A 21,845-nucleotide genomic window follows, 5' to 3' on the forward strand; every position below is an offset into this window, starting at 1 on the left:
TCGGGCCCGGTGAAACATCCGGCCGAGGAGGCTCGATCCACGCAGGATCGAGCGGCCCTGCCACAGTCGAGCCCGGTTACTCCTTGGACTCGTCTGCGACGATGAACGCCTTGCGAATCGTGTCGACCGCGACGCGCTTCAAGACGTGTCCATCCGCGAGCTCGACGTCCACCGTGGTCACGCGGCCCTTCTGGTGGCCGACGCGCGTGACGTGGATACGCGCGCCTTTGCTGAGCGCTGCGTCGCGCAGGGTCACGTCCTCGGTCGCGACGAGATACATCCCCACGCCGATCTCGCGTGGCTCGCCGGCCGCAGGCGCGTCGTTCGTATCCGGCGTGTCTGCGTGGGCGACGCTCGACGTGGCCACGAGGCCCGCCGAAGCGGCGACCAGGGTCAGGAGCGAGGACAAAAGCCGCGCGCGCATGCCCACCATCCTACAAGATTCCCGCGATCGAAGCTCGACTTTTCACCGGGCGGCCGCGGCCTTCACGATTCTTTGGGACGCCAACCATCGAGCGCCTTCTCCACGAAGAGCAGGCGGTCCTGACCCCAGAACAAGAGGTCGTCGACGAGGAAGCTCGGCGCGCCGCAGACCCCGATCCGCTCGGCCTGCTCGGTAACGTCCTTGAGGCGCTGCTTCATCCGCTCGTCCGCCGTCGCAGCCACGAGCGCGGCGCCATCGAGCCCCACGGAGGTCGCGACATCCACGAGGACCTCGTCCGCGGAGATGTCGCGATCAAGGGCCCAGTAAGCGCGGTACACAGCGGCGACGAGCGCGGAGACACGGTCCTCCGGCGCTGCGAGCACCATCCGCAGCGGCTTGACCGTGTTCATGGGGAAGCGCGAGGCGAAGCGGAACGGGACGCCCCAGTGATCCGCCCAGCGATGAAGGTCCGCCCTCACGAGCTTTTGCTTGGGCTCGGGCATGGCGAAGAGCGGGACGTTGGGAGTGCCGATCGCCTTGAAGAGGGCGCCGAGCAGGAAGGGCCGATACACGAGCGAGGCGCCCTTCCGCGCAGCGAGGTCCTCGATCTGCGTGGAAGCGAGGTAGGCGAAGGGGCTCGAGAAATCGAAGAAGAACTCGACGCGCTTCATGGAGGTTCGGAACACGAGATTCGACCGAGGTTCACGCGGGGCTCAACCCAAAATTCTTCCGTCCGCGATCCGGGCCCAAAGCCCGGCGAGGGGGCCGTGTCGGAAGGAGCGAACGGAGGCACGACGATGCGAAAGACGACGATGATCCTGCTCGCGACCCTCGGCACGACCCTCTTCACGAGCGCGGCGTACGCGGAGCCCAAGAAGGAGAAGGCCGAGAACTACGGCTACACGTTCGAGGACGACGACCTTCTCGGGGGCGACCTCGGCGTCCAGACCGGCATGATCAAGGTCCGGCAGAAGGGGACGCGCGACAAGCTGATCCGCCCGCGCGTGCAGTTCGTGAACGAGCTCCTGAAGTCCGTCGAAGCGCTCTGAGCCGCGACCTTCCGGACGACGACCCACCCCGCCTCTCTCCCTACACATCCACTCGCATCGTCACGCAGAGCGCCTCCGCGCGGGCCGAGCTTCGCCCGCCCGCGCGGAGAGGCTCGTCCCTCACGTCGACACGGGCGGCGGCGCGGATTCGCGCGACGTGGTGCGCGGGGACAAACTCGCCACCGTCGCCGCGAGCTCGGCCGCGTCCACGGGCTTCGGGACGTGCATCTGGAAGCCGGCGGCGAGCACACGCACGCGGTCTTCGGCGCTCGCGTAGGCCGTGAGCGCAACTGCGGGGAGCGCGCCCCAGCGCGCCGGCTTGAGCGCGCGGATCTGCCGGATGAGCGCGTAGCCGTCCTCGCCGGGCATGCCGATGTCGGAGACGAGGACGTCGGGGCGGAACTCGTCGAGCGCGGACAAGGCCGCGGCCGCCGAGGACACGCACCGCACGACGGCGCCACACTGCTGGAGCATCGCGGCCAGCATCTCGCGGCTGTCCTGCTCGTCGTCGACGAGCAAGAGGCGCAGGCCTTCGAGCGAAGGCAACTCTTCGAGGCCCGCCGGCTGCGGCGTGAAGCGGTCGAGGCTCGCGAGCAGATCCGGGTTCGGGCTGAGCGGCAGGAGCACCGAGAAGATCGCGCCCTTGCCCTCGCCCGCGCTGTCGGCGCGCACCCCGCCGCCGTGCAGCTCGACGAGGTGCCGAACGATCGCGAGCCCGAGGCCGAGGCCGCCGTGCTTGCGCGTCGTGGTGCTGTCGCCCTGGCGGAAACGATCGAAGACGTACGGGAGGAACTCCGGCCTGATCCCCTCGCCCGTGTCGCGGACCGTGATGCGCGCGTGCTGGCCCGATCGGCCGAGCGTGAGCTCGACGCGGCCGCCGTGCGGGGTGAACTTGATCGCGTTCGTCAGGAGGTTCCAGACGATCTGCTGCACGCGGCTCGGGTCCCCTTCGACGAGACAAGCGCCGCGCTCCAGGCTGTTTTCCAGGCAAACCGACTTCGCCGTGGCCGCGGGGCGAACGGCCTCGATGGCCGCGTTGATCGGGCCGACGAGGTCGAGCGTGCGCAGCTCGAGGCGCAGCTTGCCCATGACGATGCGCGAGGCGTCGAGCAAGTCCTCGACGAGCCGCGCTTGCAGCATGGCGTTGCGCTCGATCGTCGCGAGGGCGCGCTCCTGCGAGGTGCCGTTGAGCGACGCGGTGCGGAGCATGCGTGTCCAGCCGAGGACCGCGTTGAGCGGCGTGCGCAGCTCGTGCGAGACGGTGCCGAGGAACTCGTCCCGCATGCGCGTGGCCTCCTGCGCGTTCTGGTAGAGGCGCGCGTTCTCCAGGGCCATCGCGGCGCGATGCGCGAGCTCCTCGGCGAATGGGAGATCTTTCGTCGAGTACCGATCGCCGACGCGGAAGAGCGAGAGTGTGGCAGAGGCCGTGTCGCCCACGGTCAAGGGGACGACGATGGCCGAGCGTGCCCGGAGCTTTGCAAACCGCGCGGCCTGCTCGGGCGAGCCCACGATGCGCTCGAGCGAGGAGACGCCGAGGTCGGAGTAGATCTCCGAGGTGCGGGTGCCGAGCACGCGCGTGACGGGGCCTTCGCTCCAGCCGTCGGGCGTGCTGCCGCCGCGGAGATCCTGGACGTCGCGCTCCAGAGCCGGATCCTCGTGCGCCACGGCGACGGTGACCGTGGTGCCGTCCTCGGAGGCGACGTCGAGCATCGCGTACGTCGCCATCGTGGGCACGACGAGGCGGACGATCTTTTCGAGCGTGGCCTCGTAGTCGAGCGAGGCGGAGAGCAGCGCGCTCGCCTCGGCGAGGAACGAGGAGCGCCGGGCCGCGTCCTCGGCCTCGGCGCGCGCGATCTGCTCGCGGATGAGGCGCGTCCTCTCCTCCTCGGCGCGCTTGCGCTCGCTGATGTCGCGACAAACGCCGACGAGGAAACGCGCGCGGCCCTCCTTGTCGAAGACGGGCTTGGCCGTGGTCTCGATCGGGACCGTCGTGCCATCCTTTCGAACACAAACGAGCTCGCCGAGGAACGCGCCCTGATCGCGGATGCCACGCAGGATGCGAGGACCGAGGCGCTCGACCGTGTCGGGGTGCGCGAGGATCGTGACCGGGCGACCGACGGCCTCGGTCTCGGTGAAGCCGAAGATCTGCGTGGCCTTGCCCATCCAGCGCAGGATCGTGCCGTAGAGGTCGGTCACGAGGATCGCCTCGGGCATCTGCTTCAAGATCTCGTGCGAGAGGTGGACCGCCTCCTCGGCGGCGCCCGCGGAGAGCGAGGCGCGATCGAGGGCGTCGGCGCAATGCTGGGCGAGCGAAAGGACGAGCCAGCGCTCGTTGTCGTCGAAGGCGCGCGGCTCCTGGAACGAGAGCGCGAGGCTGCCGACGACCTGGCCGTCGACGAAGAGCGGCACCGCCGCCCACGCGTGGCTGCCCTGCACGAGATCGCCGAGCGGGAGGCCGGGATAACGTGCCGCGAGATCGGCGCGCGAGCGGAGCCAGATCGGCTGTTTGATGCGCACGGCCTCGGCGACGGGCGCCTCGGTGGCCATGGAGATGCGCGGGGTGTGCGCGGGGATCACCTCGGGAAAGCCCGCGGCATGGACGATCTCGAGCTCGGCGCCGCACGGAGACAGGCGCGCGATCACACACGCGCGAGCCCCGAGCACACGCGCGCCGTCCTCGACCACGCGCCGCGCGACCTCGTTCGGCGAGACGGCACGCGAGAGCGCCGCGGTGACCTCGGAGAGGCGTTTCATCTGCGAGAGCCCACGCTCGGCCGCCTCGAAGGCCCGCTCGCGTGAAGCGCGCACGAGTGCCGTGTCGATGGCCGAAGCGCCGAGACGAACGAGCATCTCGATCAGCGCGCGCTCGTCGCGCGGCATCACCTCGCGGAACGGACCCACGCCGACGGACAGGACGCCGTGCGTGCGGTTCGCGACGCGCAAGGGGTAGATCATCTCGCTGAGCACACGCGTCTCGCGCGACCGCGCAGGCGTCGCCTTGCCGTCGGGGGCGATTCGCGTGATGCACATCGATCCGCGCCGCGTCTGCGGCTCTCCGCTCTCGAGGGCTGCACGCGCGGCGCGTTCGTGGGCCTCGGCGTCGCCGTCCGGGCTACACACGTCCCAGAGCCGCTGCTCGTCACGCATGTCCACGTGCGCGACCGCGACGCGGCGCAGCTCGCCGCGCTCCAGCAGGTCGAGCGTGCAGTAATCCGCGAGGTCCGGCACCACGAGCCACACGACCCGCGTGAGCACCTCTTCGAGTGTCGACACGCGCAAGAGCTCCTCGGCCGCTCGCTCCGCGAACGCGGCGCGGCGCCGCGTCCGAGCGTCGTTGATGTGCGTCACGCCAGTCTGCGCCTGCTCGCGGACGCGCTCCGTCTTCGATGCATCCCCCGCCATCGTGCCCCGATCGCTCAGCCTAGCGATCGGTGAGCATGCTCGCCAGCGTGCGGGTACCTTGCTCTCTTGTCAGGAGGACCCTTCTCCGTCTGCGTCGAGCGCCCGGCGCGCCGTGTACACGAGCGATTGGACCTCGGCGCGCGCTCGCTCACGAAGCTCGCCGACGTCGCCGTCAACGTCGACGATCGGCTCGCCGACGACGATCGCCGCGCGTGTTCGCGGCGAGCCGCTCACGCGGACCATGTGATCGGCGAAGCTCTCGGAGCCGAACGACGCGGCCGCGCCTTCGTACGCGAGACCAACCGGGACGATCTCCGCGCCCGTGCGTTGCGCGGCGAGGAAGGCGCCGGGCTTGAATGGTCGCACCTCGTCGCCCTCGTACGTCGTGCCCTCGGGGTAGACGAGCACGCCGCGGCCTCGCTCGATGGAGGCGGTCATGGCGTTGATGGCAGCGGCTCCGCTCTGCTTGTTCGTGCGATCCACGAAGAGCGTGCCCACGCGCCTCGCGGCGACGCCGATGACGGGCCAGCCCGAGAGATCGGCGCGGCTCAGGATCGTGGCCTCGATGTAGGCAAGGCAGATCGGGATGTCCAGGCCGGAGCGGTGGTTCATGACGAACACGCGCCCGCGCTCGCCGGCGCCGCGGCCCGGGTAGATGTCGCCGCGCTCGATGTGAGGACCGCAGGCGATCATTTTGACCCCATACAATTTGAGGAGCGCCTCGCCGTAGCGACGGATCCACGCGTGGAGCACGGCTTCGCGCTCGGACGTGGGCGAGATCGCGGTGTCGAGCTCGAGCATCCCGTACATGCTGAACGTGAGGCCCACGAACGCCGCCGTGCGCCCGACGAATCGCCCCTTCTCCACGAGGGACTGTCCGCTCATGCCTCGCTCCCTTCGCCGAGGAGACGCACGAGCACCGCGTTCACCGTGGCCGGGTCCGCGCTGCCCTTCGTCTGCTTCATGATCTGTCCGACGAAAAACCCGAGGAGCGCCGTCTTGCCGGCGCGGTACGAGGCGACCTGCTTCGGGTTCGCCTCCATCACGCCGCGCGCGATGGCCTCGATCGCCGACACGTCGCCGAGCACGGCCATGCCACGCTCGCGCACGATGTCCGCGGGCGCGTGGTCCGTGCCCGCGACGGCCGCGTAGAGCTCCTTCGCCTGCTTGCCGCTGATCGTGCCCGCGTCGACGAGCCGCAGGATCTCGGCCACCTGCGCGGGCGTCACGGGGAAGCTCGCCGTGAGCCCCGTCGTCGTGACGTCGCGCAGGACCTCGCTCTGCACGAAGTTCGCGAGCTTCACGGCGTCGGGATACAGCGCGCGCGCCTCGTCGAAGAAACGCGCGATCGCGGGATGCGCGCCGAGCACGCCCGTCGCGTACGCCGTGAGGCCGAGCTCGAGGGCCCATCGCGCGCGTTTCGCGACGGGCAGCTCCGGCAACGCGCTGCGAATCGACTCGACGTGCGCCTCTTCGAGCACGAGCGGAGGCAGATCCGGCTCGGGGAAGTAGCGGTAGTCGGACTCGCTCTCCTTGTCGCGCAGGAGGTAACTCTCGCGCTTCTCCGCGCTGTAGCCGCGCGTCTGCTGTCGGACGCGCTCGCCTCGCTCGACGAGGTTCACCTGCCGGCGAATCTCCACGTCGATCGCGTCGGCGACGAACTTGAACGAGTTGATGTTCTTGAGCTCGACGCGCGTGCCGAGCCGCGTCTCGCCCACCTTGCGGATCGAGACGTTCGCGTCGCAGCGGAAGCTGCCCTGTTCGAGGTTGCCGTCGTTCACGCCCGTGAACATCAGGACCTCGCGCAGCCGCCGCAGATATTCGGCTGCCTCGGGGCCGGAGCGCAGATCGGGCTCGCTCACGATCTCGATGAGCGGCGTGCCCGCGCGGTTCAGATCGACGACGGACTCATCGCCGATGCCGTGCAGGTTCTTGCCCGCGTCCTCCTCCATGTGGATGCGGCGGATCCCCACGCGGCGCGGCGTGCCGTCGACCTCGATGTCGAGCACGCCCGAGAGCGCGAGCGGCAGGTCGTACTGGCTGATCTGGTAGCCCTTCGGCAGGTCCGGATAAAAATAGTTCTTCCGGGCAAACACGCTGCGCGCCTGCAAGGAGCAGCCGAGCGCGAGCGAGGCGCGCACCGCGAGGGACACGGCCTCGGCGTTCAGGACGGGGAGCGCGCCGGGCAAGCCGAGGCAGACGGGGCAAGTGTGCGTGTTCGGCGGGTCGCCGAAGCTCGTGGCGCAGCCGCAGAACGCCTTCGTCCGCGTGAGAAGCTGCGCGTGCACCTCGAGCCCGATCACCGGCTCGTACGCACCGTAGGCGGTCATCGGGCGGATTATGGCAAGCCGAGGCTCGGATGCCTCTGTTTTCCCGCTGAAAGCAAAAACCCCCTCTCCCGCGAGGAAGAGGGGGTTTCTGTCCGTCAGCGAATCGGATCAGTGATCCATCTGCTCGCGCGACAGGCCCGGATGCGTCGGATCGCCCGGCTCGTGGCGCGGGTTCGCCGACTTGCGCGAACCGTCCCGGCCGGTGAACTCCATGAGCAGATCCTTCCTGTAGATGAACTGCTCGCGCGAGTCGTACGGCGTCGCGTGCATGCCCGTGTCCATGCGGATCGCGTCGCAGGGGCAAGCCTCGACGCAGAACCCGCAGAAGATGCAGCGCAGCTCGTCGATGACGAACGTCTTCGGGAAACGCTCGTAGCCGCGCCGCTGGTCGCCCTCGCCGTACTCGCCCGCCTCGATGTGGATGCACTGCGCGGGGCAAGCCGTCGAGCAGCACAGGCACGCCACGCAGCGCGGCGAGCCGTCGTCACGGAGCGTGAGGCGATGCAGCCCGCGGAAGCGCTCCGGATAGGGGCGCTTCTCCTCGGGGTAGCAGATCGTCGTGACGCCATCGTTGAGGGCCTCGAGCACCGGGTCGGGCTTCTGGCCGAGCATCATCTCCTTCGTGTTCTTGAAGAAGTGACGCATGGTGATCGCCATGCCCCGGAAGAGCTCGGGCAGGTAGGACTGGACCTCGGCCGTGCGGCGCGGCCGCGGGATGGCCTTGCCCTGAATGGGCGCGCCTGCAGGCTTGGTCCACGGGTTCGAGGGAGTGCGCTTCGCCATCGTTCGATCCTCTCAGGCCTGCTGAGGCTCCGGCTTGACCCCGCCCATCGCGGCCGCGAAGCGCGCCGCAGACGAGGCGAGGAACTTCTTGCGCTCGACCGGCTCGAGCAACCCGACCACGACCGCCACGAAGCCGGCAAGCGTGGCGACCGCGACGACGCCCTGCGTGATGTCCCCGAGGAGCTTGAGCCACGCGTCCGCCTCCGGGCCCGCGTTGCGGAGCGCCAGCACGACCACGCCCGTCACCATCATGTTCGCGATGGCGAGCGGCAGGAGCTTGGTCCAGCCGAGCTTCATGAGCTGGTCGTAACGGAAGCGCGGCAGCGTCCAGCGGAAGAAGATCTGCACCCACGTGACGAAGACCGTCTTGCCGAAGAACGCGAGCGCCGAGATGAGGCTCACCGCGAGGTGCGTCATCTTGTACTGGAACAGCACCGTGTTGCCGAACGCGACGGTGATGCCGTCCGGGTGCAGGAACGGCAGCGAGTAGCCGCCGAAGAAGAGCGCGACGAGGAGCGCGCTCGAGAAGACGAGCTCGATGTACTCGCCCGTCATGAACATGCCCCACTTGAACCCCGAGTACTCGAGGAAGTAGCCGGCGACGATCTCGCTCTCGCCTTCGGGCTGGTCGAACGGCACACGCTTCGTCTCGGCGCAGAGCGCCGTCAGGAACAGGACGAACCCGAGCGGCTGCACGAAGACGCCCCACGCGTTCTGGCCCTGCCACACGGCCATGTCGCTGAGCCGGACGCTGCCGTAGATGAGGAAGAGGCCGACGAGCGAGAGGCCCATCGCGACCTCGTACGAGACCATCTGGCTCGACGCGCGCAGGCCGCCGAGGAGCGCGAACTTGTTGTCGCTCGCCCAGCCCGCGATGGCCGCGCCGATGATGCCCGTGCCCGCGATGCCGAAGATGTAGAGGATGCCGACGTTGAGATCGATGATCTGCAGCTTCACGCGGAAGCCGTTGCACACGCCGCTCGCGGGGACCGTGGCCATGAGGTTCGCGAGGTCCGAGAAGTCGAGCGTGCCGTTCTTGTTGCCGTCGGCGAAGCAGAGGTCGTTGCCGAAGGGGATGACGGCCATCACCGCGAGCGCGGAGAAGACCGCCAGGATCGGCGCGAGGCCGTGGAGGAGGCGATCCCCGTTCTTCGGGATGAAGTCCTCCTTCCAGATCATCTTGATCGAATCGGCGAGCGCGTGGAGCGTGCCTGCGAGGCGCAGCGGGATCTTGCCGTCGGGCACGCGCGAGGTCGCGTAGAGACCGACGAGCAGGAAGACGCCGCCGAGCACGAAGCCCGTGACCTGCGCCGCGAGCGGCCACGACGCCTGCGGCACGAGGCGCCCGGCCACGAGGCCGATCGCGTGCACGCCGAGGCCCGCGAAGAAGATCGATCGCGGGTCCACGTCCTCGAACACCTGCTCGGCGCGGTTGATGGCGCCGCCGCTGCGCACCTTCGCGCAGAGCACGAGCAGGCTGAACCAGGCCACGAGGATCGTGAGCTGCACGTTCACCGTGAACCGCTCGGCCGCCGCGCGCCCCACGACCTGACCGAGCGAGGTGAAGATCGCGAGCACGCCGAAGAGCGCGGGCGGCAGGAGCACGATGGCCCGCGCCGCCATGTTCGGCAGGTACACGACCGCGCGGTTCGGGCCGACGCGGTCCTGCACCATCGCGCCCTGCCGGCGGTCCGCCCACGTGCTGAGCGCCGCCATGTTCAGGAAGAACAGGGCGAGGATGAGGATCTTGACGATTGCCAGGACGATCTCGACGGCACTCATGCGCTCACCTCGGGCTTCGCGGCCCGATCCGCCTCACGGCTCGGGGCGGGCGTCTCGGGCGTCATGGCCCGACGCACGTCCGCGAGCGTCTTGTAGGTCATCGCGTAGCCGAGCTCTTTGCCGAGCTTCGCCACGAGCTCCCAGCCGGGTCGCGCGTCGCCGCGCGGCTTGAGCGCGCGCTCGCTCTTCTGCGCGAGACCCTGGCGGTTGACGTACGTGCCGTCCTGCTCGGCCCACGCGGTCGCGGCGAGCGCGACGTGCGCGGCGCGCGCGAGCGGCCCGTCGTGCGCGGCGATCGTCACCACGCCCTTGAGCTTCGACAGCGCGCTCTCGGCGTCCTTCGCGTCGACCTCGATCTCGGAGCCGAGCGCGATCACGAACGAGTACTTGCCCGCCTTGATCGCGTCGAAGAGCGACGCGATCGGCTTCGGCGCCGGCGCGCCCGCGAGCTGCATGACGCCGAGCGTGTTCGGGTTCTTGTCCTCGCTCATGAGGATCTTGTCGCCGCGGCCGAGCGGACGACCCGACACGTAGAGGTCCTTGGCGCCGATGAACGTGCGCGCGAGCGTGAGGAGCGCGTAGTTGTCCTCGTTCGAGTGCTGCGCGCTGAGCACCACGGCGACCCGACCCGGATCGTCCTTGAGGCCCGCGAGCTGATCCTTCGCCGCCGCGAGCGCCTCTTCGAGGCTCGCGTCCTCGCCGCCGACGAGCGCCGTGCCGAGGCGATCCTCGACCGCGCGCTTGTACGAGAGCATGCCCTCGTCGCACATCCAGTACTTGTTGACCTCTTCGTTGTCGCGCGGGCGATGCCGGTGCGGGACGTTCGTCCGCGGATCGTAGTCGAGGTACGCGTTGCAGCCCGTCGCGCAGCCCTGGCAGACCGTCCGCGCGCTGCGGAGGAACCACACGCGCGCCTTGAAGCGGAAGTCCTTGGAGGTCAAAGCGCCGACGGGGCAGACGTGCTCCGTCATGAGCGTGTAGTCGTGATCGAGCTCGCGGCCCGGCGAGACGACGATCTCGTTGAGGTTGCCGCGCTCGCGCACGCTGAGGACCGGATCCTTCGCGACCTCCGCCGTGAAGCGGACGCAACGCGTGCACACGATGCAGCGCTCGGCGTCGTAGACGATGGTCGGCCCGAAATCGACGGCCTTCGGCTTGTGCACGACCTCCTGCTGCATGCGCTTGCCCGTGCCCTGATGCTCGAGCCAGTAGTCCTGCAGCCGGCACTCGCCTGCCTGATCGCAGATCGGGCAGTCGACCGGGTGGTTCAGGAGCAGGAGCTCCTGCACCGCGCCGCGCGCCTCCTCGACGTGATCGCTGCCCTCGGAGAGGACCTCCATGCCGGGCGCGCAGGCCTGCTGGCAGGCGGGCACGAGCTTCGGCTTGCGCGCGGGGACGTAGTCCTTCTTCTGCGGATCCCAGCGCAGGATGTCGAGCTGCATGGCGGGGCGGCCGGGAGGCGGCGCGACCTCGACGAGGCACATGCGGCAGTTCGCCGCGACGGAGAGGCCCGGGTGCCAGCAGTAGTGCGGGATGTCGATGCCGGCGCGGTGCGCCGCTGTGATGATGGTGTCCCCTTGCTCGAAGGGGATCTCGCGCCCGTCGATCTTGATCGTAGCCATCTCAGTGATCGCACTCCCCGCCGATCATGTTGAGGGAACCGAACGTCGGGACGACGTCCGGGATCATCAGGCCCGTGATGAGCTGCTCGAGGCCCTGCGTGGTGGCGAAGCAGGGGGGCCGGATCCGCACGCGGTAGGGCGTGCCGCTGCCGTCGGAGACCAGGTAGAAGCCGAGCTCGCCGTTGCCCGCCTCGGTGTACGAGTAACACTCGCCCGCCGGGACCTTGATGCCCTCCATCACGATCTTGAAGTGCTGGATGGTGGCCTCGATGGTCGTGTAGACGTCCTGCTTCGGCGGCAGGATGATCCGCGGATCTTCGATGTTGATCGGGCCCTCGTCCGGCATCTGATCGAGCGCCTGCTCGATGATCCGTGCCGTCTGCCGGATCTCCTCCTGGCGGCACATGAACCGGTCGTAGTTGTCGCCCGTCGTGCCCACGGGCACGTCGAACTCCATCCGGTCGTAGACCATGTACGGGTGCGCGCGACGCACGTCGTACGGCACGCCCGAGGCGCGCAGGACGACGCCCGTCCACCCGAGCGCGAGCGCGTCCTCCTTCGACATCACGCCGACGCCTTCGAGGCGGTCGAGGAAGATGCGGTTCTTCAAGAGGAGCTTCTCGCCCTCGCTGATGAGCTGCAGCACGCGCGGCACGCCTGCGCGGACCATCTCCTTGAAGTACTTCGTCGGCGGGTTCGCCATGCCGCCCACGCGGCCGAAGCTGTGCGTGACGCGCGCGCCCGTCTCCTCTTCGAAGATGTCCCAGATGATCTCGCGGGCGCGGGCGAAGTAGAGGAACGGCGTGAACGCGCCGAGCTCCATGCACATCGCGCCCGAGCAGATCATGTGGTCGCAGATGCGCGCGAGCTCGCCGAGCGCCACGCGGTAGTACTGGCAGCGCTCGGGCACCGTCACGCCGAGCATCTTCTCCACCGCGAGCGCGAAGCCCACGTTGTTCAGCATCGGCGAGACGTAGTTGCAGCGATCGACGTACGGGAAGATCTGCGTCCAGGTGCCCCGCTCGCACATCTTCTCGAAGCCGCGATGCAGGTAGCCGATCTGCACGTCGGCCTTCTGGATCATCTCACCCGAGAGCTCGAGCACGATGCGCACCGTCCCGTGCATGGCCGGGTGGGACGGGCCCATGTTGAGCATCATCGGCTCGCTGGGCAGCTCGAGGAGGCCCTCCTCGAGATCACGATCCAACGGTTCCATGACTCAGTTCGTCTCCTCGCCCCGCGGGTAATCGTGGGTCTGACGCCCGAACGGCATGCCCTCGTCGATGCCGAAGGGGGGTAGTTTGTCGGGGACGTTGCGCAGCTCGACGAGCGGCTGGGTCTTGTCCGCCGGATAGTCCTTGCGAAGCGGGTACCCGACGAACTCGGGGTACATCAGGATGCGCCGCAGATCGGGGTGGCCCTTGAAGTTCACGCCGAACATGTCGAAGCACTCGCGCTCGAACCAGTTCGCGCCTTTCCACACGGGCACGACCGAGTCGATCTCCACGCCGTTCGCGTCATCGTCGCCGATGCGCGCCTTCAGCCGGATGCGGTGGCCCCTCTCCAGCGAGCGCAGGTGCAGCACGACCTCGAAGCGCGGCGTCTGCCGGCCGAGGTAGTCGACGGCGGTGAGGTCGACGAACATGTTCATCGCGCACTGGGAGTCGTCCCGGAGAAACCGCGCGATCTCGCGCCACTTCTCGGGGTTCACCACGGCCGTGTCGTCGCCGAACTGCGAGTGGGTCTCGTAGATGTCGGCGCCGAACTTGCTCTTCAGGATCTCGAGGACGCGCTTGCTCATGTTGCGGTGCTCTTCTTGCCGAGCCTGACGAGGTTGCCCGCTTGCACGGTGGGGTCGCGGCGCGGCTTCACGATCGCCGGCGTGCGGTCACCACGCGCGATCTTGTCCTGCAAGAGCAGGAGCCCGTCGATCACGGCCTCGGGGCGCGGCGGGCAGCCAGGGACGTAGACGTCGACGGGGACGACTTTGTCGATGCCCGCGAGCGTCGTGTAGTTGTCGTAGAAGCCGCCGCACGACGCGCACGTGCCGAAGGCGAAGACGTACTTCGGGTCCGCCATCTGCTCGTAGATGCGCTTGAGCGCGGGCGCCTGGCGCTGGCTGATCGTGCCCACGACCCAGAGCAGGTCCGACTGGCGCGGCGAGAAGCGCGGCGCCTCGGCGCCGAAGCGCGCCATGTCGAAGCGCGGGCTCGCCATGGCCATGAACTCCATCGCGCAGCACGCCGTGATGAACGGGTACTGGAACAGCGAGTACTTCCTCGCCCAGTTGAGGAGGTCGTTGAAGCGCGTCGTGGCGAAGCCGGTCTCCGAACCCTCGAGGACCTGGATCGTCGTGCCAGCGCCGCCAGTGGTCATTTCTCCCATTCGAGGGCTCCTTTCTTCCAGATGTAGAGCAGCGCCACCACGAGCATGAGGATGAACGACCCCATGGTCGCGAGGCCGATCCAGCCGAGGTTCTTGAACTCCACCGTCCACGGGTAGATGAGCACCGCTTCGATGTCGAAGACCACGAAGAGGATCGCCGTCAGGTAGAACTTGACGCTCGGCTTGACGAAGCGGCCGCCCGTCGTTTCGCTGCCGCACTCGTACGGGATCATCTTCTCCGGCGTCGGGTTCTTCGGTCCGAGCAGGGTGCTGATCGTGAACAGCGCGCCCGCGAGGACCGCCGCCACGATGAAGAGCAGGAACAGGGGGACGTAGGTGGACATCGTTCGCTCCGGGTGCTCCGGGTGCTCCGGGGTACGCGATGTACTCCGGTTCTAGTGCCGACCGAGAAGGTGGGTCCTCTCGCGCGATCGCTCGCGATCACGAGCGGGCGCTGGCAGGCTCCGAGATGCATCGAAATCCGTGCGATCTCGGCACAATCGCCGCGGCTATGTAGCTTTGGGGTTCTGGGGTGTCAATTGCGCGGCCAGGGGGTATGGGGCCCCCTGCACGCGCGTCAACTCCTGGAGCTCAGCACGAGCCCACGGAACGCCGTCAGCGCCGTGCCGAGCCGGGCCTCGATCTCGCGGATCTCCTCGATGAGCTCGGCGTCGGGCACGCCCGCCGCGCGAGCCTCCCGCACACACGCGAACGCGGCCACGTAGCGCTGCCGCTTCACGTACGCCTTCGCCAGGAGCGGCCAGATGAGCTTGGGCGGCGCGCCGAGGCTCGCCGCGCGCCGGAGCCCGCCGATGGCCTCCCCTGCACGCCCGTTCTCGAGCTGCGCCTCCCCGAGCCGGCGGAAGATGTCCGCCGCCGCCGCACCATCCTGCGCGTACTGCACCGCGAGGCGCATGACCTCCTCGCCCTGGTGCTCCTCGCCGAGCTTGACGCACGCCGTGCCGAGCAAGCCGAGCCCCTTCGCGATGAGCGCGCGCGCGTCGGTCGTGAGCATCTGTCCCTCGGGCGTGCGAAGGAAGATCGCGAGCGGCGCCGGCCATGCGCCGAGGAGCTGCACCACGCGCGACCAGTCGCCGCGCTGGCTCGCCGCCTCGGCCTCCGCCACGCGCGTCAGATCGATCGCCGAGCGCGAGCCCGCCGAGGCACGCTCGAGCTCTTCGCGCACGTGCGCGCGGATGCGCGCCCGGAACTCTCCGAGCTCGTAGGTCTGCTCGAGGCCGTCGCGCAGGACGAGCAGCCTCGAGGTGCGACCGTCGACGTAGAGCTTGCGCAGGCTGTAGCCGAAGAGCGGCGCGAGCAGCAGGTAGCGCACGCCGATGTGGAGCTGCAGCGCTTCGATGTCCGTGTCGCGCTCGGGGGGGCCTGGCGTCGCGTCCTCGGTGAGGAGCGCGCCGACGAGCCGATGCCGGAAATCGGCCAGCGTGAGCCGCTGGACCTCGCTCTCTTCTTCTTCGTCGCCCGGAGGCGCGATGACGAAGTCGACGAGGGTGTTGTCGGGGTTGCGGCGGTCGACCGTGAGCGCGGTGATGCGCGCTCCCGTGATCATCGAAAAGGCGAAGAACGTCTCGCCGACGATGTCGCAGAGAGCCTGAAAGCTGCCGATCCCATCGCCGATGCGCTCGAACCAGCCGTCGGTGCGGACCGCATCGAGAGAGAAAACTCGTTCCTTCGCCATGAGCGGGAGATTGGGGAGAGTCGCACGAGCCGCGCGGGATGTCACCGCCCGTGGTCGTCGCCGCGAGCAGTCTTGCCCGTCCATCGGGTCGCCGAAAAGCCCCCTTCTGCGAAGAATTTTGTGCTTCGTGCCACAAAATCCTCAAAAACCTGAGGGCGGGCCCACCAATCGACGCCAGGGCCGCGATTTTTGCGCGAACGCGCCGATCAGGTCGCCGGGCGCGCGCTGGCGGAGGCGCGCACGTGGCGCTTGGGTCGCGCGCCGATGTTCGCCACGTCGAAGCTCACGCTGCCGCCGAGGCTGTCGCTCGACCCGCCCTTGTTGATGTTCGTGCCGCCCGTGCTGCCGTCGGGCATCTGCAGCTGCGAGACGACCTCGACCATCACGATCGCGCCCTGCGCGTACGACTCCGGCAGCGTGAACTGACGGCTCGCGAGCCGACCGCTCACCGCGCCTGCGACCGCGCTCCAGTCGCCCGCGTTGCCCGCCGACGAACGCACGACACGCACGCTCGCCACGCGACCGCCGGGCGCGATGCGCACTTCGAGCGTCGCGCGCGCGACGTCGGGCGTGCCCGAGCCACGCACGACATCCGAGACGACGGACGCGATCGTGCCCGCGCCCGGCAGATCCAGGCCGAGCTGTCGATCCTTTTCGCGCATCACGTCGGAGATCACGCGGCCCGCGATCTTGCGATCGACCTCCGGCGGAGGCCCGACCGTGGTGGGCGCGGGCTTCGGCTTGCCCGCCTCGGGGATCACGCCGGGCATCGCCCACACGGGGCCGCCGATCCCGGGGATCCCGGGGCCTCCGGGCACCGGCGGCGGCGCGCCGTACTCGTCGGGCGGGCCCGCCGAAGGCGCGGCCGTCGGCACGGGCTCGACCTGCCGCGGCTCGCTGGTGTTGTTCGGTTGCGCGGTCGTCGGCTCCACGATGCGCGGGTCGACGGACTCCGTCGTGCGCGGACGCGTGTCGTTCATCGCGACGGCCGGATCCGGCTGGCGCTCGCGGAGTTCGTCCGGGCGCGGCGGCTCGATCGGGACGTCCTCGATGTCGATCTCCATGCGCCGCGCCATGCCGGTCGAGATCGCGAGGAGCGGCCCTTGAGGCTGCGGCGCGACTCGAGCGACGACCGGGATGAAAAAATGCAACCCGGTGGCGACGAGGACGAACTGGAGAAAGCGCACCTACGAGGACCTTGGTCCGCGCGCGTCGGCGCTGCAAGGGAGGAATTCGGAGGCGCGCGGGGATCCGCGCCCCCGCCGCGGAGTCAGGGAGCGTCGGGGGTTCGAGGCGAAGGCAGGGAGGATCGCACTTTGCCTTCGATCTCGGCCTTCAGCCTTCGAGGCGGAGGACGGCGCGCTCGACGAGGGCGGGGACCATCTCGCGGCGCCACTCGGTGTCGTCGTCGACGTTCGGGAGCGGCTTGCACTCGGCGTAGGCGCCGCCTCCGAGCTCGCGCGCGGCGACGTCGAACGGCGTCCCGGGACCGATCTTCGAGGCGGCGCGGATGCGGCGCGGGCGAGCGCCGAGCGCCGAGACGACGACGTCCGCGCCGTCGACGCGCGTCGTCTCCACGCCGGACACGTCGAGCCGCACGGCGATCGAGAGCAGCGGGAAGTCGATCGCGTTCCTCCGCCGAAGTTTCTCGAAGCTCGAACGGCGGCCGGGGCTTCGCGTGATGGAGACACGCACGACGAGCTCGCCGGGCTCGAGCACGGTGTTCTTCACGCCGTCGGCCACGTAGAAATCGTGAGCTTTTACGATGCGCGCGCCGCGCGGGCCGAGGAGATGGAGGTCGGCTTCGAGCGCGATGAGCGCGGGCGCCGTGTCGTTCGACGCAGCGGCGACGCAGCGGGATCCGCCGCGCACGACGTGGCAGACCGTGCCGTCCTTCTTGAGGCAAAAGCCCAGCGATTTGCGCCAGAAGTAGGTCTGGTTGTAGTAGCGGCAGCGCGTGTCGAGGCAGATGTTGCCGCCGAGCGTGCCCATGGCGCGGTGGTGTGGTCCGCCGACCTGGCCCGCGGCCTCGGCGAGCGCGGGCGCGATGCGACGCACGAGGATCGAGCTCTCGATCTCGGAAAGTCGCGCGCCCGCGCCGAGCACGAGCTTGTCGTCGTCGCCCTCGCGCACGAGCGAGATGCCGCCGAGCTCCTCGATGCCCGCGATGGAGACGACGTGCTCGGGCTCGACGAGCCCGTGCTTCATGTTGGGCAGCACGTCGGTGCCGCCCGCGATGACGACGGCCTTGTCGCCGAGGCGCGCGAGCAAGTCGATCGCTTCGGGGAGCGTGCGAGGCTTGTGATGATCGAAGACGGGCAGCGGTAACACGAGGACCTCACTCCGCAGCCGGGGGGTTCGGGGGCGCAGCTCCGCGTCGCGGAGCGAAGCCCCCGAGCGAAGAGTCGATCGATGCGGCTTGCTCGTCGGCCTGCTTCTTCCGCAGGGCCGCGAGCACGCGCGCGGGCGAGAAGGGGAGCCTGTCGATGCGCACGCCGACGGCGTCGAAGATGGCGTTCGCGATGGCCGGGATCGACGGATGCAGCGGGCCCTCGCCCGACTCCTTGGCGCCGAGCGGGCCCTCTTGATCCTCGGACTCGACGATGAGCGCATGAAGATCCGGGACGTCGAGGCTCGTCGGGATCCGGTAGTCGAGCAGGTTCGGCCCCTTGTGCAGGCCGTCGGGGCCGATCACGTGCTCTTCGAGCAGCGCCTCGGCCGCGCCCATGTACGCCGATCCTTCCATCTGCCCCTCGACGATCACGGGACAGAGCGCCTTGCCGCAGTCGTGCGCGACCCAGATCTTCTCGACGCGCACGAACCCCGAGCGCGAGTCGACCGAGACCTCGGCGACGTGCGCCGTGAACGAGTACGCGGGCGACGCGCCGATGGTGCCGCCGCGGTAGTCGCCGCCGAGCTTCGGCGTGTTGTAGTGGCCGACCGCGCCGAGCGTGCCGAACTTCGCCTCGGCGAGCTGGATGGCCTCGGTGACGGAGACGCCGCGGGCCGGATCGTGCACGACGACGAGCGCGCCGCGCGTGACGAGCACGTTGCGCGGATCGACGTCGAGCTTCTCGGCGACGGCGGCGACGAGCTTGCTCTTGATCTCGCGCGCGGCCATCAGGCACGCGTTGCCGTTCATGAACGTGCCGCGCGAGGAGTAGGCGCCGAGGTCGACGGGCGTGAGGTCCGTGTCGCCGGAGACGACGCGCACCGACCCGAGATCCAGCCCGAGCTCGTCGGCGACGAGCACGGCGAGCATGAGGTCGCAGCCCTGGCCGATCTCGCTTTGACCAGAAAAGACCGTCACGACGCCCGAGCGATCGACCTTGAGCTGCACGGCGCTCTGGGGCATCGCGTTCGGGTAGATCGCGTAGTTCGTCCCGCTGATGTACGCGCTCGTCGCCACGCCGAGCCCGCGCCCCTTGGGCAGCTTGCCCCAGCGCTCCTTCCAGTCGCTTGCCTTCGCGACGGCGTCGAGGCACTGCTCGATGCCGTTCGAGGTGACGCGCAGGCCGTTCAGCGTGGTCGTGTTCGGCGGGACGAGGTTTTTCCTTCGCAGCTCGATCGGATCGATCCCGAGCGCGCGGGAGATCTTGTCGAGCGAGACCTCGAAGGCGAAGCGCGGCTGCACGCTGCCATGGCCGCGCTTCGGGCCGCACGGAGGCTTGTTCGTGAAGAGGCGCGTCGAGCGGAAGCGGTAGGTGTCGGCGAACGCGGGCAGCGTGAGGAGCTGACCCGAGTAGTACGTCGTGACGAGGCCGAACGAGGAGTACGCGCCGCCGTCGATGAACGTGCGCGCGTCGACGCCCGTGAGCTTGCCGTCGCGCTTCGCGCCGACCTTCATGTGGATCTGCATCGGGTGACGACCACGATGCGCGTAAAACTCCTCTTCGCGCGTGTAGAGGAACTTCACGGGGCGGCCCGTGATCATCGCGAGCTTCGCCGCGCAGAACTCGAGCGAAAAAGGCTCGCTCTTGCCGCCGAACGCGCCGCCGACGGGCGGCTGGATGACGCGGATGCGCGTGGGCGGGACGCGCAAGACACGCGAGAGCTCGCGGTGCAGGTAGTGCGGGACCTGCGTCGTCGACCAGACCGTGAGCAGGCCGTTCTTGTCGAGGTTCCCGATGGCGCAGTGGGTCTCGATCGGGACGTGCGCGCTGCCCTCGTAGTAGTAGTCGCCCTCCGTGACGACGTCGCTCCCGGCGAGCGCGGCGTCGACGTCCCCGAACGCGAGGTCGACCTCCTTCGAGACGTTGTCCTTGCCGCCCTTGCCGAGCCCGATCTCGGGCTTGTCGATCGCCGTCTGCAGATCGGTCGCGGCCGGCAGCACCTCGTACTCGACGTCCACGAGCTCCGCGGCCTCGTGCGCGATGCGCTCGTCGGTCGCGGCGACCGCAGCGACGGCATCGCCGATGAAGCGCGCGTGGTCGAGGGCGAGCGGGTACTCGTCCGGCGTCCACGGGATGATGCCGAAGCGCTCGGGCATGTCCTTGCCCGTGATGACGGCGATGACGCCGGGCTTCGCGAGCGCGCGCGTCGCGTCGATGCGCACGATGCGCGCGTGCGGATGCGGTGAGCGGACGATCCGACCCCACAGCATGCGCGGCAGGTGGATGTCGTCGGTGTAGCGGACCTGCCCGGTCACGCGCGGCGCGAGCAGCGTGCGCGTCCGGCTGCCGACGAGGCCCCGGAGCCCACTCGGCTTTCCCGTGTCCGTCATGGCTAGCCCTGCCTCCCTTCGCGCGAGCTCTTGTTCGAAGGCAACGGCGGCGGCGTGTTCTCGATCCCCGGCAGGCCCACGCCCGCCTCCGCCTCGCCGCGCCGGATCTTCGCCGCGAGATCGATCGCGTCGACGATCTTCCCGTAGCCGGTACAGCGGCAGAGGTTGCCCGCGATCGCGCACTTGATCTCGTCGCGCGTCGGTCGCGGGTTCCTGTCGAGCAGCGCCGTCGCGGTCATGAGCATGCCGGGCGTGCAGAAGCCGCACTGCCCGCCGCCGAGCCTGTCGAAGCCGTCGAGCAGCGCGTCGATGTGCGGCGCGCCTTCGAGCGTCTCCACCGTGCGCACGTCCTTGCCGTCCGCGTCGAGCGCGAGCGTGAGGCAGGAGAGGGTCGCGACGCCGTCCACGACGACCGTACACGCGCCGCAATCGCCCTTGTCACAGCCCTGCTTCGTGCCGACGAGGTCGAGGTCGTACCGCAGCGCTTCGAGCAGCGTCCTGCGCGGAGGGACGGCGAGCGCGACGGCGCTGCCGCCGATCTTCATGCACATCGGTACGAGTTTTTCCATGGGCTCCAGGGGCTCCGATGCTGGCGCCTCCTCGGGCGTCGCGTGGTAGGGACGTACCTCGAAACGCGCGCCGCGCATGTCCGCGCCGGCGATCGGATGCCCCGCGGGGATGGGATACCGGAGCGCGCGGGAGGCGAGCTCGCAATACTCGACGAGGCGCGCCTCGGGGACACGCGGACGCGCGCCGAGGAGGCCGAGGTTCTCGACGAGCAGCTCGAGGCTCGTGTTGCCGACCCGCTCGCCGACGCCGAGGCCGGTGCCGTGCACACGGTCGACGCCCGAGGCGGCCGCCCAGAGCGCGTTCGGCAGGCCGATGCCGCGGTCGTTGTGCCCGTGCCAGTCGAGCTCGACGTGCCGCGCGCCGAGCTCGTCGAGGGTGCGTCGCGCGAAGCAGACGAGCGCCTCGATGCCGTACGGCGTGACGTGGCCGGTGGTGTCGCAGATGCAAATGCGGCCCGCGCCCGCGTCGATGGCGGCGCTGTAGAGGCATCGAAGGACGTCGGGGTTCGAGCGGGTCGTGTCCTCGGTGACGAGGCAGAAGGGCAAGCCCGCGGCCTTGGCCTCGCGCGCGGCGGCGGTGATGGCGCCGATGAGGAAGCCCGTGTCCCAGCCTTCGACGGCGAGGCGAATGGGGGAGCTGCCGATGAAGGCGTAGACCTCGATGGGGATGCCGGCGCGATCGGCGGCGCGGGCGATGCCGTGGACGTCGGCGACGACGGTGCGCGCGGCGGCGGTGGGGACGACGCGGAGCTTGGAGCGGACGATCTCGCGGCAGAGGAGGAAACAATCCTCGGCATTGGCGAGGCCGGCGGCGGGAAGTCCGACGCTGACGACGTCGACGCCGATCGCGGCCATGGCGTAGAGGAGATCGATCTTCTGCGCGGCATCGGGCTGATAGCCGGCGGCGCTCTGCAATCCATCCCGGAGGGTCTCGTCGACGACCTTGACGGCCCGCACCCTGCGCGCGAAGTCGCGCCGCACGGGCCCGCCGGAGAGGGAGAGCACGCGGCCCGATCCATCGACGGACGGGACGCTGTCGTTCCAGTCGTACATGGCAACCCCCGGGAGTGATCCGAGGTG

The 21,845-nt window shown here is 69.3% G+C and carries 18 protein-coding genes and 1 pseudogene; 1 reads left to right on the forward strand and 18 read right to left on the reverse strand.

Features of this window, described 5'->3' with window-relative positions; genetic code table 11:
* Nucleotides 1-76 precede the first annotated feature (76 nt).
* Complete coding sequence (locus tag QHF83_RS10175; protein ID WP_282417583.1) at nucleotides 77-424, reverse strand: hypothetical protein; 348 nt, start codon at nucleotides 422-424, stop codon at nucleotides 77-79.
* Nucleotides 425-486: 62 nt separating this feature from the next.
* Nucleotides 487-1,095, reverse strand: coding sequence for a 2-hydroxychromene-2-carboxylate isomerase (locus QHF83_RS10180; RefSeq protein ID WP_282417584.1), 609 nt, complete (start codon nucleotides 1,093-1,095; stop codon nucleotides 487-489).
* A 126-nt stretch (nucleotides 1,096-1,221) separates the two neighbouring features.
* Between QHF83_RS10180 and QHF83_RS10185 the strand changes: the two genes are divergently transcribed.
* A complete protein-coding gene (locus tag QHF83_RS10185) occupies nucleotides 1,222-1,473 on the forward strand; it encodes a hypothetical protein (protein ID WP_282417585.1) in 252 nt (83 codons plus the stop codon).
* A gap of 120 nt (nucleotides 1,474-1,593) precedes the next feature.
* Here QHF83_RS10185 and QHF83_RS10190 read toward each other — a convergent pair whose 3' ends face one another.
* From QHF83_RS10190 to QHF83_RS53455, 16 genes and pseudogenes are all read right to left on the reverse strand, one after another.
* Nucleotides 1,594-4,875 carry a GAF domain-containing protein gene (locus QHF83_RS10190; RefSeq protein WP_282417586.1) on the reverse strand — a complete coding sequence of 1,094 codons (3,282 nt, stop codon included), beginning with the start codon at nucleotides 4,873-4,875 and terminating at the stop codon, nucleotides 1,594-1,596.
* A 69-nt stretch (nucleotides 4,876-4,944) separates the two neighbouring features.
* On the reverse strand, nucleotides 4,945-5,760 hold the full coding sequence (locus tag QHF83_RS10195; protein ID WP_282417587.1) for a lysophospholipid acyltransferase family protein: 816 nt from the start codon (nucleotides 5,758-5,760) through the stop codon (nucleotides 4,945-4,947).
* Nucleotides 5,757-7,205 (reverse strand): Asp-tRNA(Asn)/Glu-tRNA(Gln) amidotransferase subunit GatB, encoded by a 1,449-nt coding sequence (gene gatB / locus QHF83_RS10200; RefSeq protein ID WP_282417588.1) that lies wholly within the window; start codon nucleotides 7,203-7,205, stop codon nucleotides 5,757-5,759. Before gatB ends, QHF83_RS10195 begins: the two co-directional genes overlap by 4 nt.
* Before the next feature lie 108 nt (nucleotides 7,206-7,313).
* Nucleotides 7,314-7,988: an NADH-quinone oxidoreductase subunit I gene (locus QHF83_RS10205; protein ID WP_282417589.1), complete on the reverse strand. Its 675-nt coding sequence runs from the start codon at nucleotides 7,986-7,988 to the stop codon at nucleotides 7,314-7,316.
* A 12-nt stretch (nucleotides 7,989-8,000) separates the two neighbouring features.
* Nucleotides 8,001-9,770, reverse strand: coding sequence for a complex I subunit 1 family protein (locus QHF83_RS10210; protein WP_282417590.1), 1,770 nt, complete (start codon nucleotides 9,768-9,770; stop codon nucleotides 8,001-8,003).
* Nucleotides 9,767-11,392 carry a molybdopterin-dependent oxidoreductase gene (locus QHF83_RS10215; protein ID WP_282417591.1) on the reverse strand — a complete coding sequence of 542 codons (1,626 nt, stop codon included), beginning with the start codon at nucleotides 11,390-11,392 and terminating at the stop codon, nucleotides 9,767-9,769. The genes QHF83_RS10210 and QHF83_RS10215 overlap by 4 nt, the downstream gene beginning before the upstream one ends.
* Nucleotide 11,393: 1 nt before the next feature.
* Nucleotides 11,394-12,608, reverse strand: a complete 1,215-nt coding sequence (locus tag QHF83_RS10220; RefSeq protein WP_282417592.1) for an NADH-quinone oxidoreductase subunit D — start codon at nucleotides 12,606-12,608, stop codon at nucleotides 11,394-11,396.
* Between the two features lie 3 nt (nucleotides 12,609-12,611).
* Nucleotides 12,612-13,193 (reverse strand): NADH-quinone oxidoreductase subunit C, encoded by a 582-nt coding sequence (locus QHF83_RS10225; protein ID WP_282417593.1) that lies wholly within the window; start codon nucleotides 13,191-13,193, stop codon nucleotides 12,612-12,614.
* Entirely contained in the window at nucleotides 13,190-13,777 is a 588-nt protein-coding gene (nuoB, locus tag QHF83_RS10230) for an NADH-quinone oxidoreductase subunit NuoB (protein WP_282417594.1), read from the reverse strand. The genes QHF83_RS10225 and nuoB overlap by 4 nt, the downstream gene beginning before the upstream one ends.
* On the reverse strand, nucleotides 13,765-14,121 hold the full coding sequence (gene ndhC / locus QHF83_RS10235; RefSeq protein WP_281327590.1) for an NADH-quinone oxidoreductase subunit A: 357 nt from the start codon (nucleotides 14,119-14,121) through the stop codon (nucleotides 13,765-13,767). Before ndhC ends, nuoB begins: the two co-directional genes overlap by 13 nt.
* Nucleotides 14,122-14,354: 233 nt before the next feature.
* The gene (locus tag QHF83_RS10240; protein ID WP_272458277.1) at nucleotides 14,355-15,473 is read right to left on the reverse strand and encodes a hypothetical protein; all 1,119 of its coding nucleotides are present in this window, start codon (nucleotides 15,471-15,473) and stop codon (nucleotides 14,355-14,357) included.
* A 206-nt stretch (nucleotides 15,474-15,679) separates the two neighbouring features.
* Entirely contained in the window at nucleotides 15,680-16,660 is a 981-nt protein-coding gene (locus tag QHF83_RS10245) for a hypothetical protein (protein ID WP_282417595.1), read from the reverse strand.
* 148 nt (nucleotides 16,661-16,808) lie between these two features.
* The gene (locus QHF83_RS10250) at nucleotides 16,809-17,804 is read right to left on the reverse strand and encodes an FAD binding domain-containing protein (protein ID WP_282417596.1); all 996 of its coding nucleotides are present in this window, start codon (nucleotides 17,802-17,804) and stop codon (nucleotides 16,809-16,811) included.
* A gap of 7 nt (nucleotides 17,805-17,811) precedes the next feature.
* Nucleotides 17,812-20,196 carry a molybdopterin cofactor-binding domain-containing protein gene (locus QHF83_RS10255; RefSeq protein ID WP_282417597.1) on the reverse strand — a complete coding sequence of 795 codons (2,385 nt, stop codon included), beginning with the start codon at nucleotides 20,194-20,196 and terminating at the stop codon, nucleotides 17,812-17,814.
* 2 nt (nucleotides 20,197-20,198) lie between these two features.
* Nucleotides 20,199-20,765 (reverse strand): (2Fe-2S)-binding protein, encoded by a 567-nt coding sequence (locus QHF83_RS53450; protein ID WP_348980439.1) that lies wholly within the window; start codon nucleotides 20,763-20,765, stop codon nucleotides 20,199-20,201.
* A 180-nt stretch (nucleotides 20,766-20,945) separates the two neighbouring features.
* Nucleotides 20,946-21,818: pseudogene (locus QHF83_RS53455) on the reverse strand (2-isopropylmalate synthase); the annotation flags it as partial.
* Between the last annotated feature and the right edge of the window lie 27 nt (nucleotides 21,819-21,845).

The sequence above is a fragment of the Polyangium sp. 15x6 genome, assembly GCF_029960785.1.
Classification (GTDB): Bacteria; Myxococcota_A; Polyangia; order Polyangiales; family Polyangiaceae; genus Polyangium.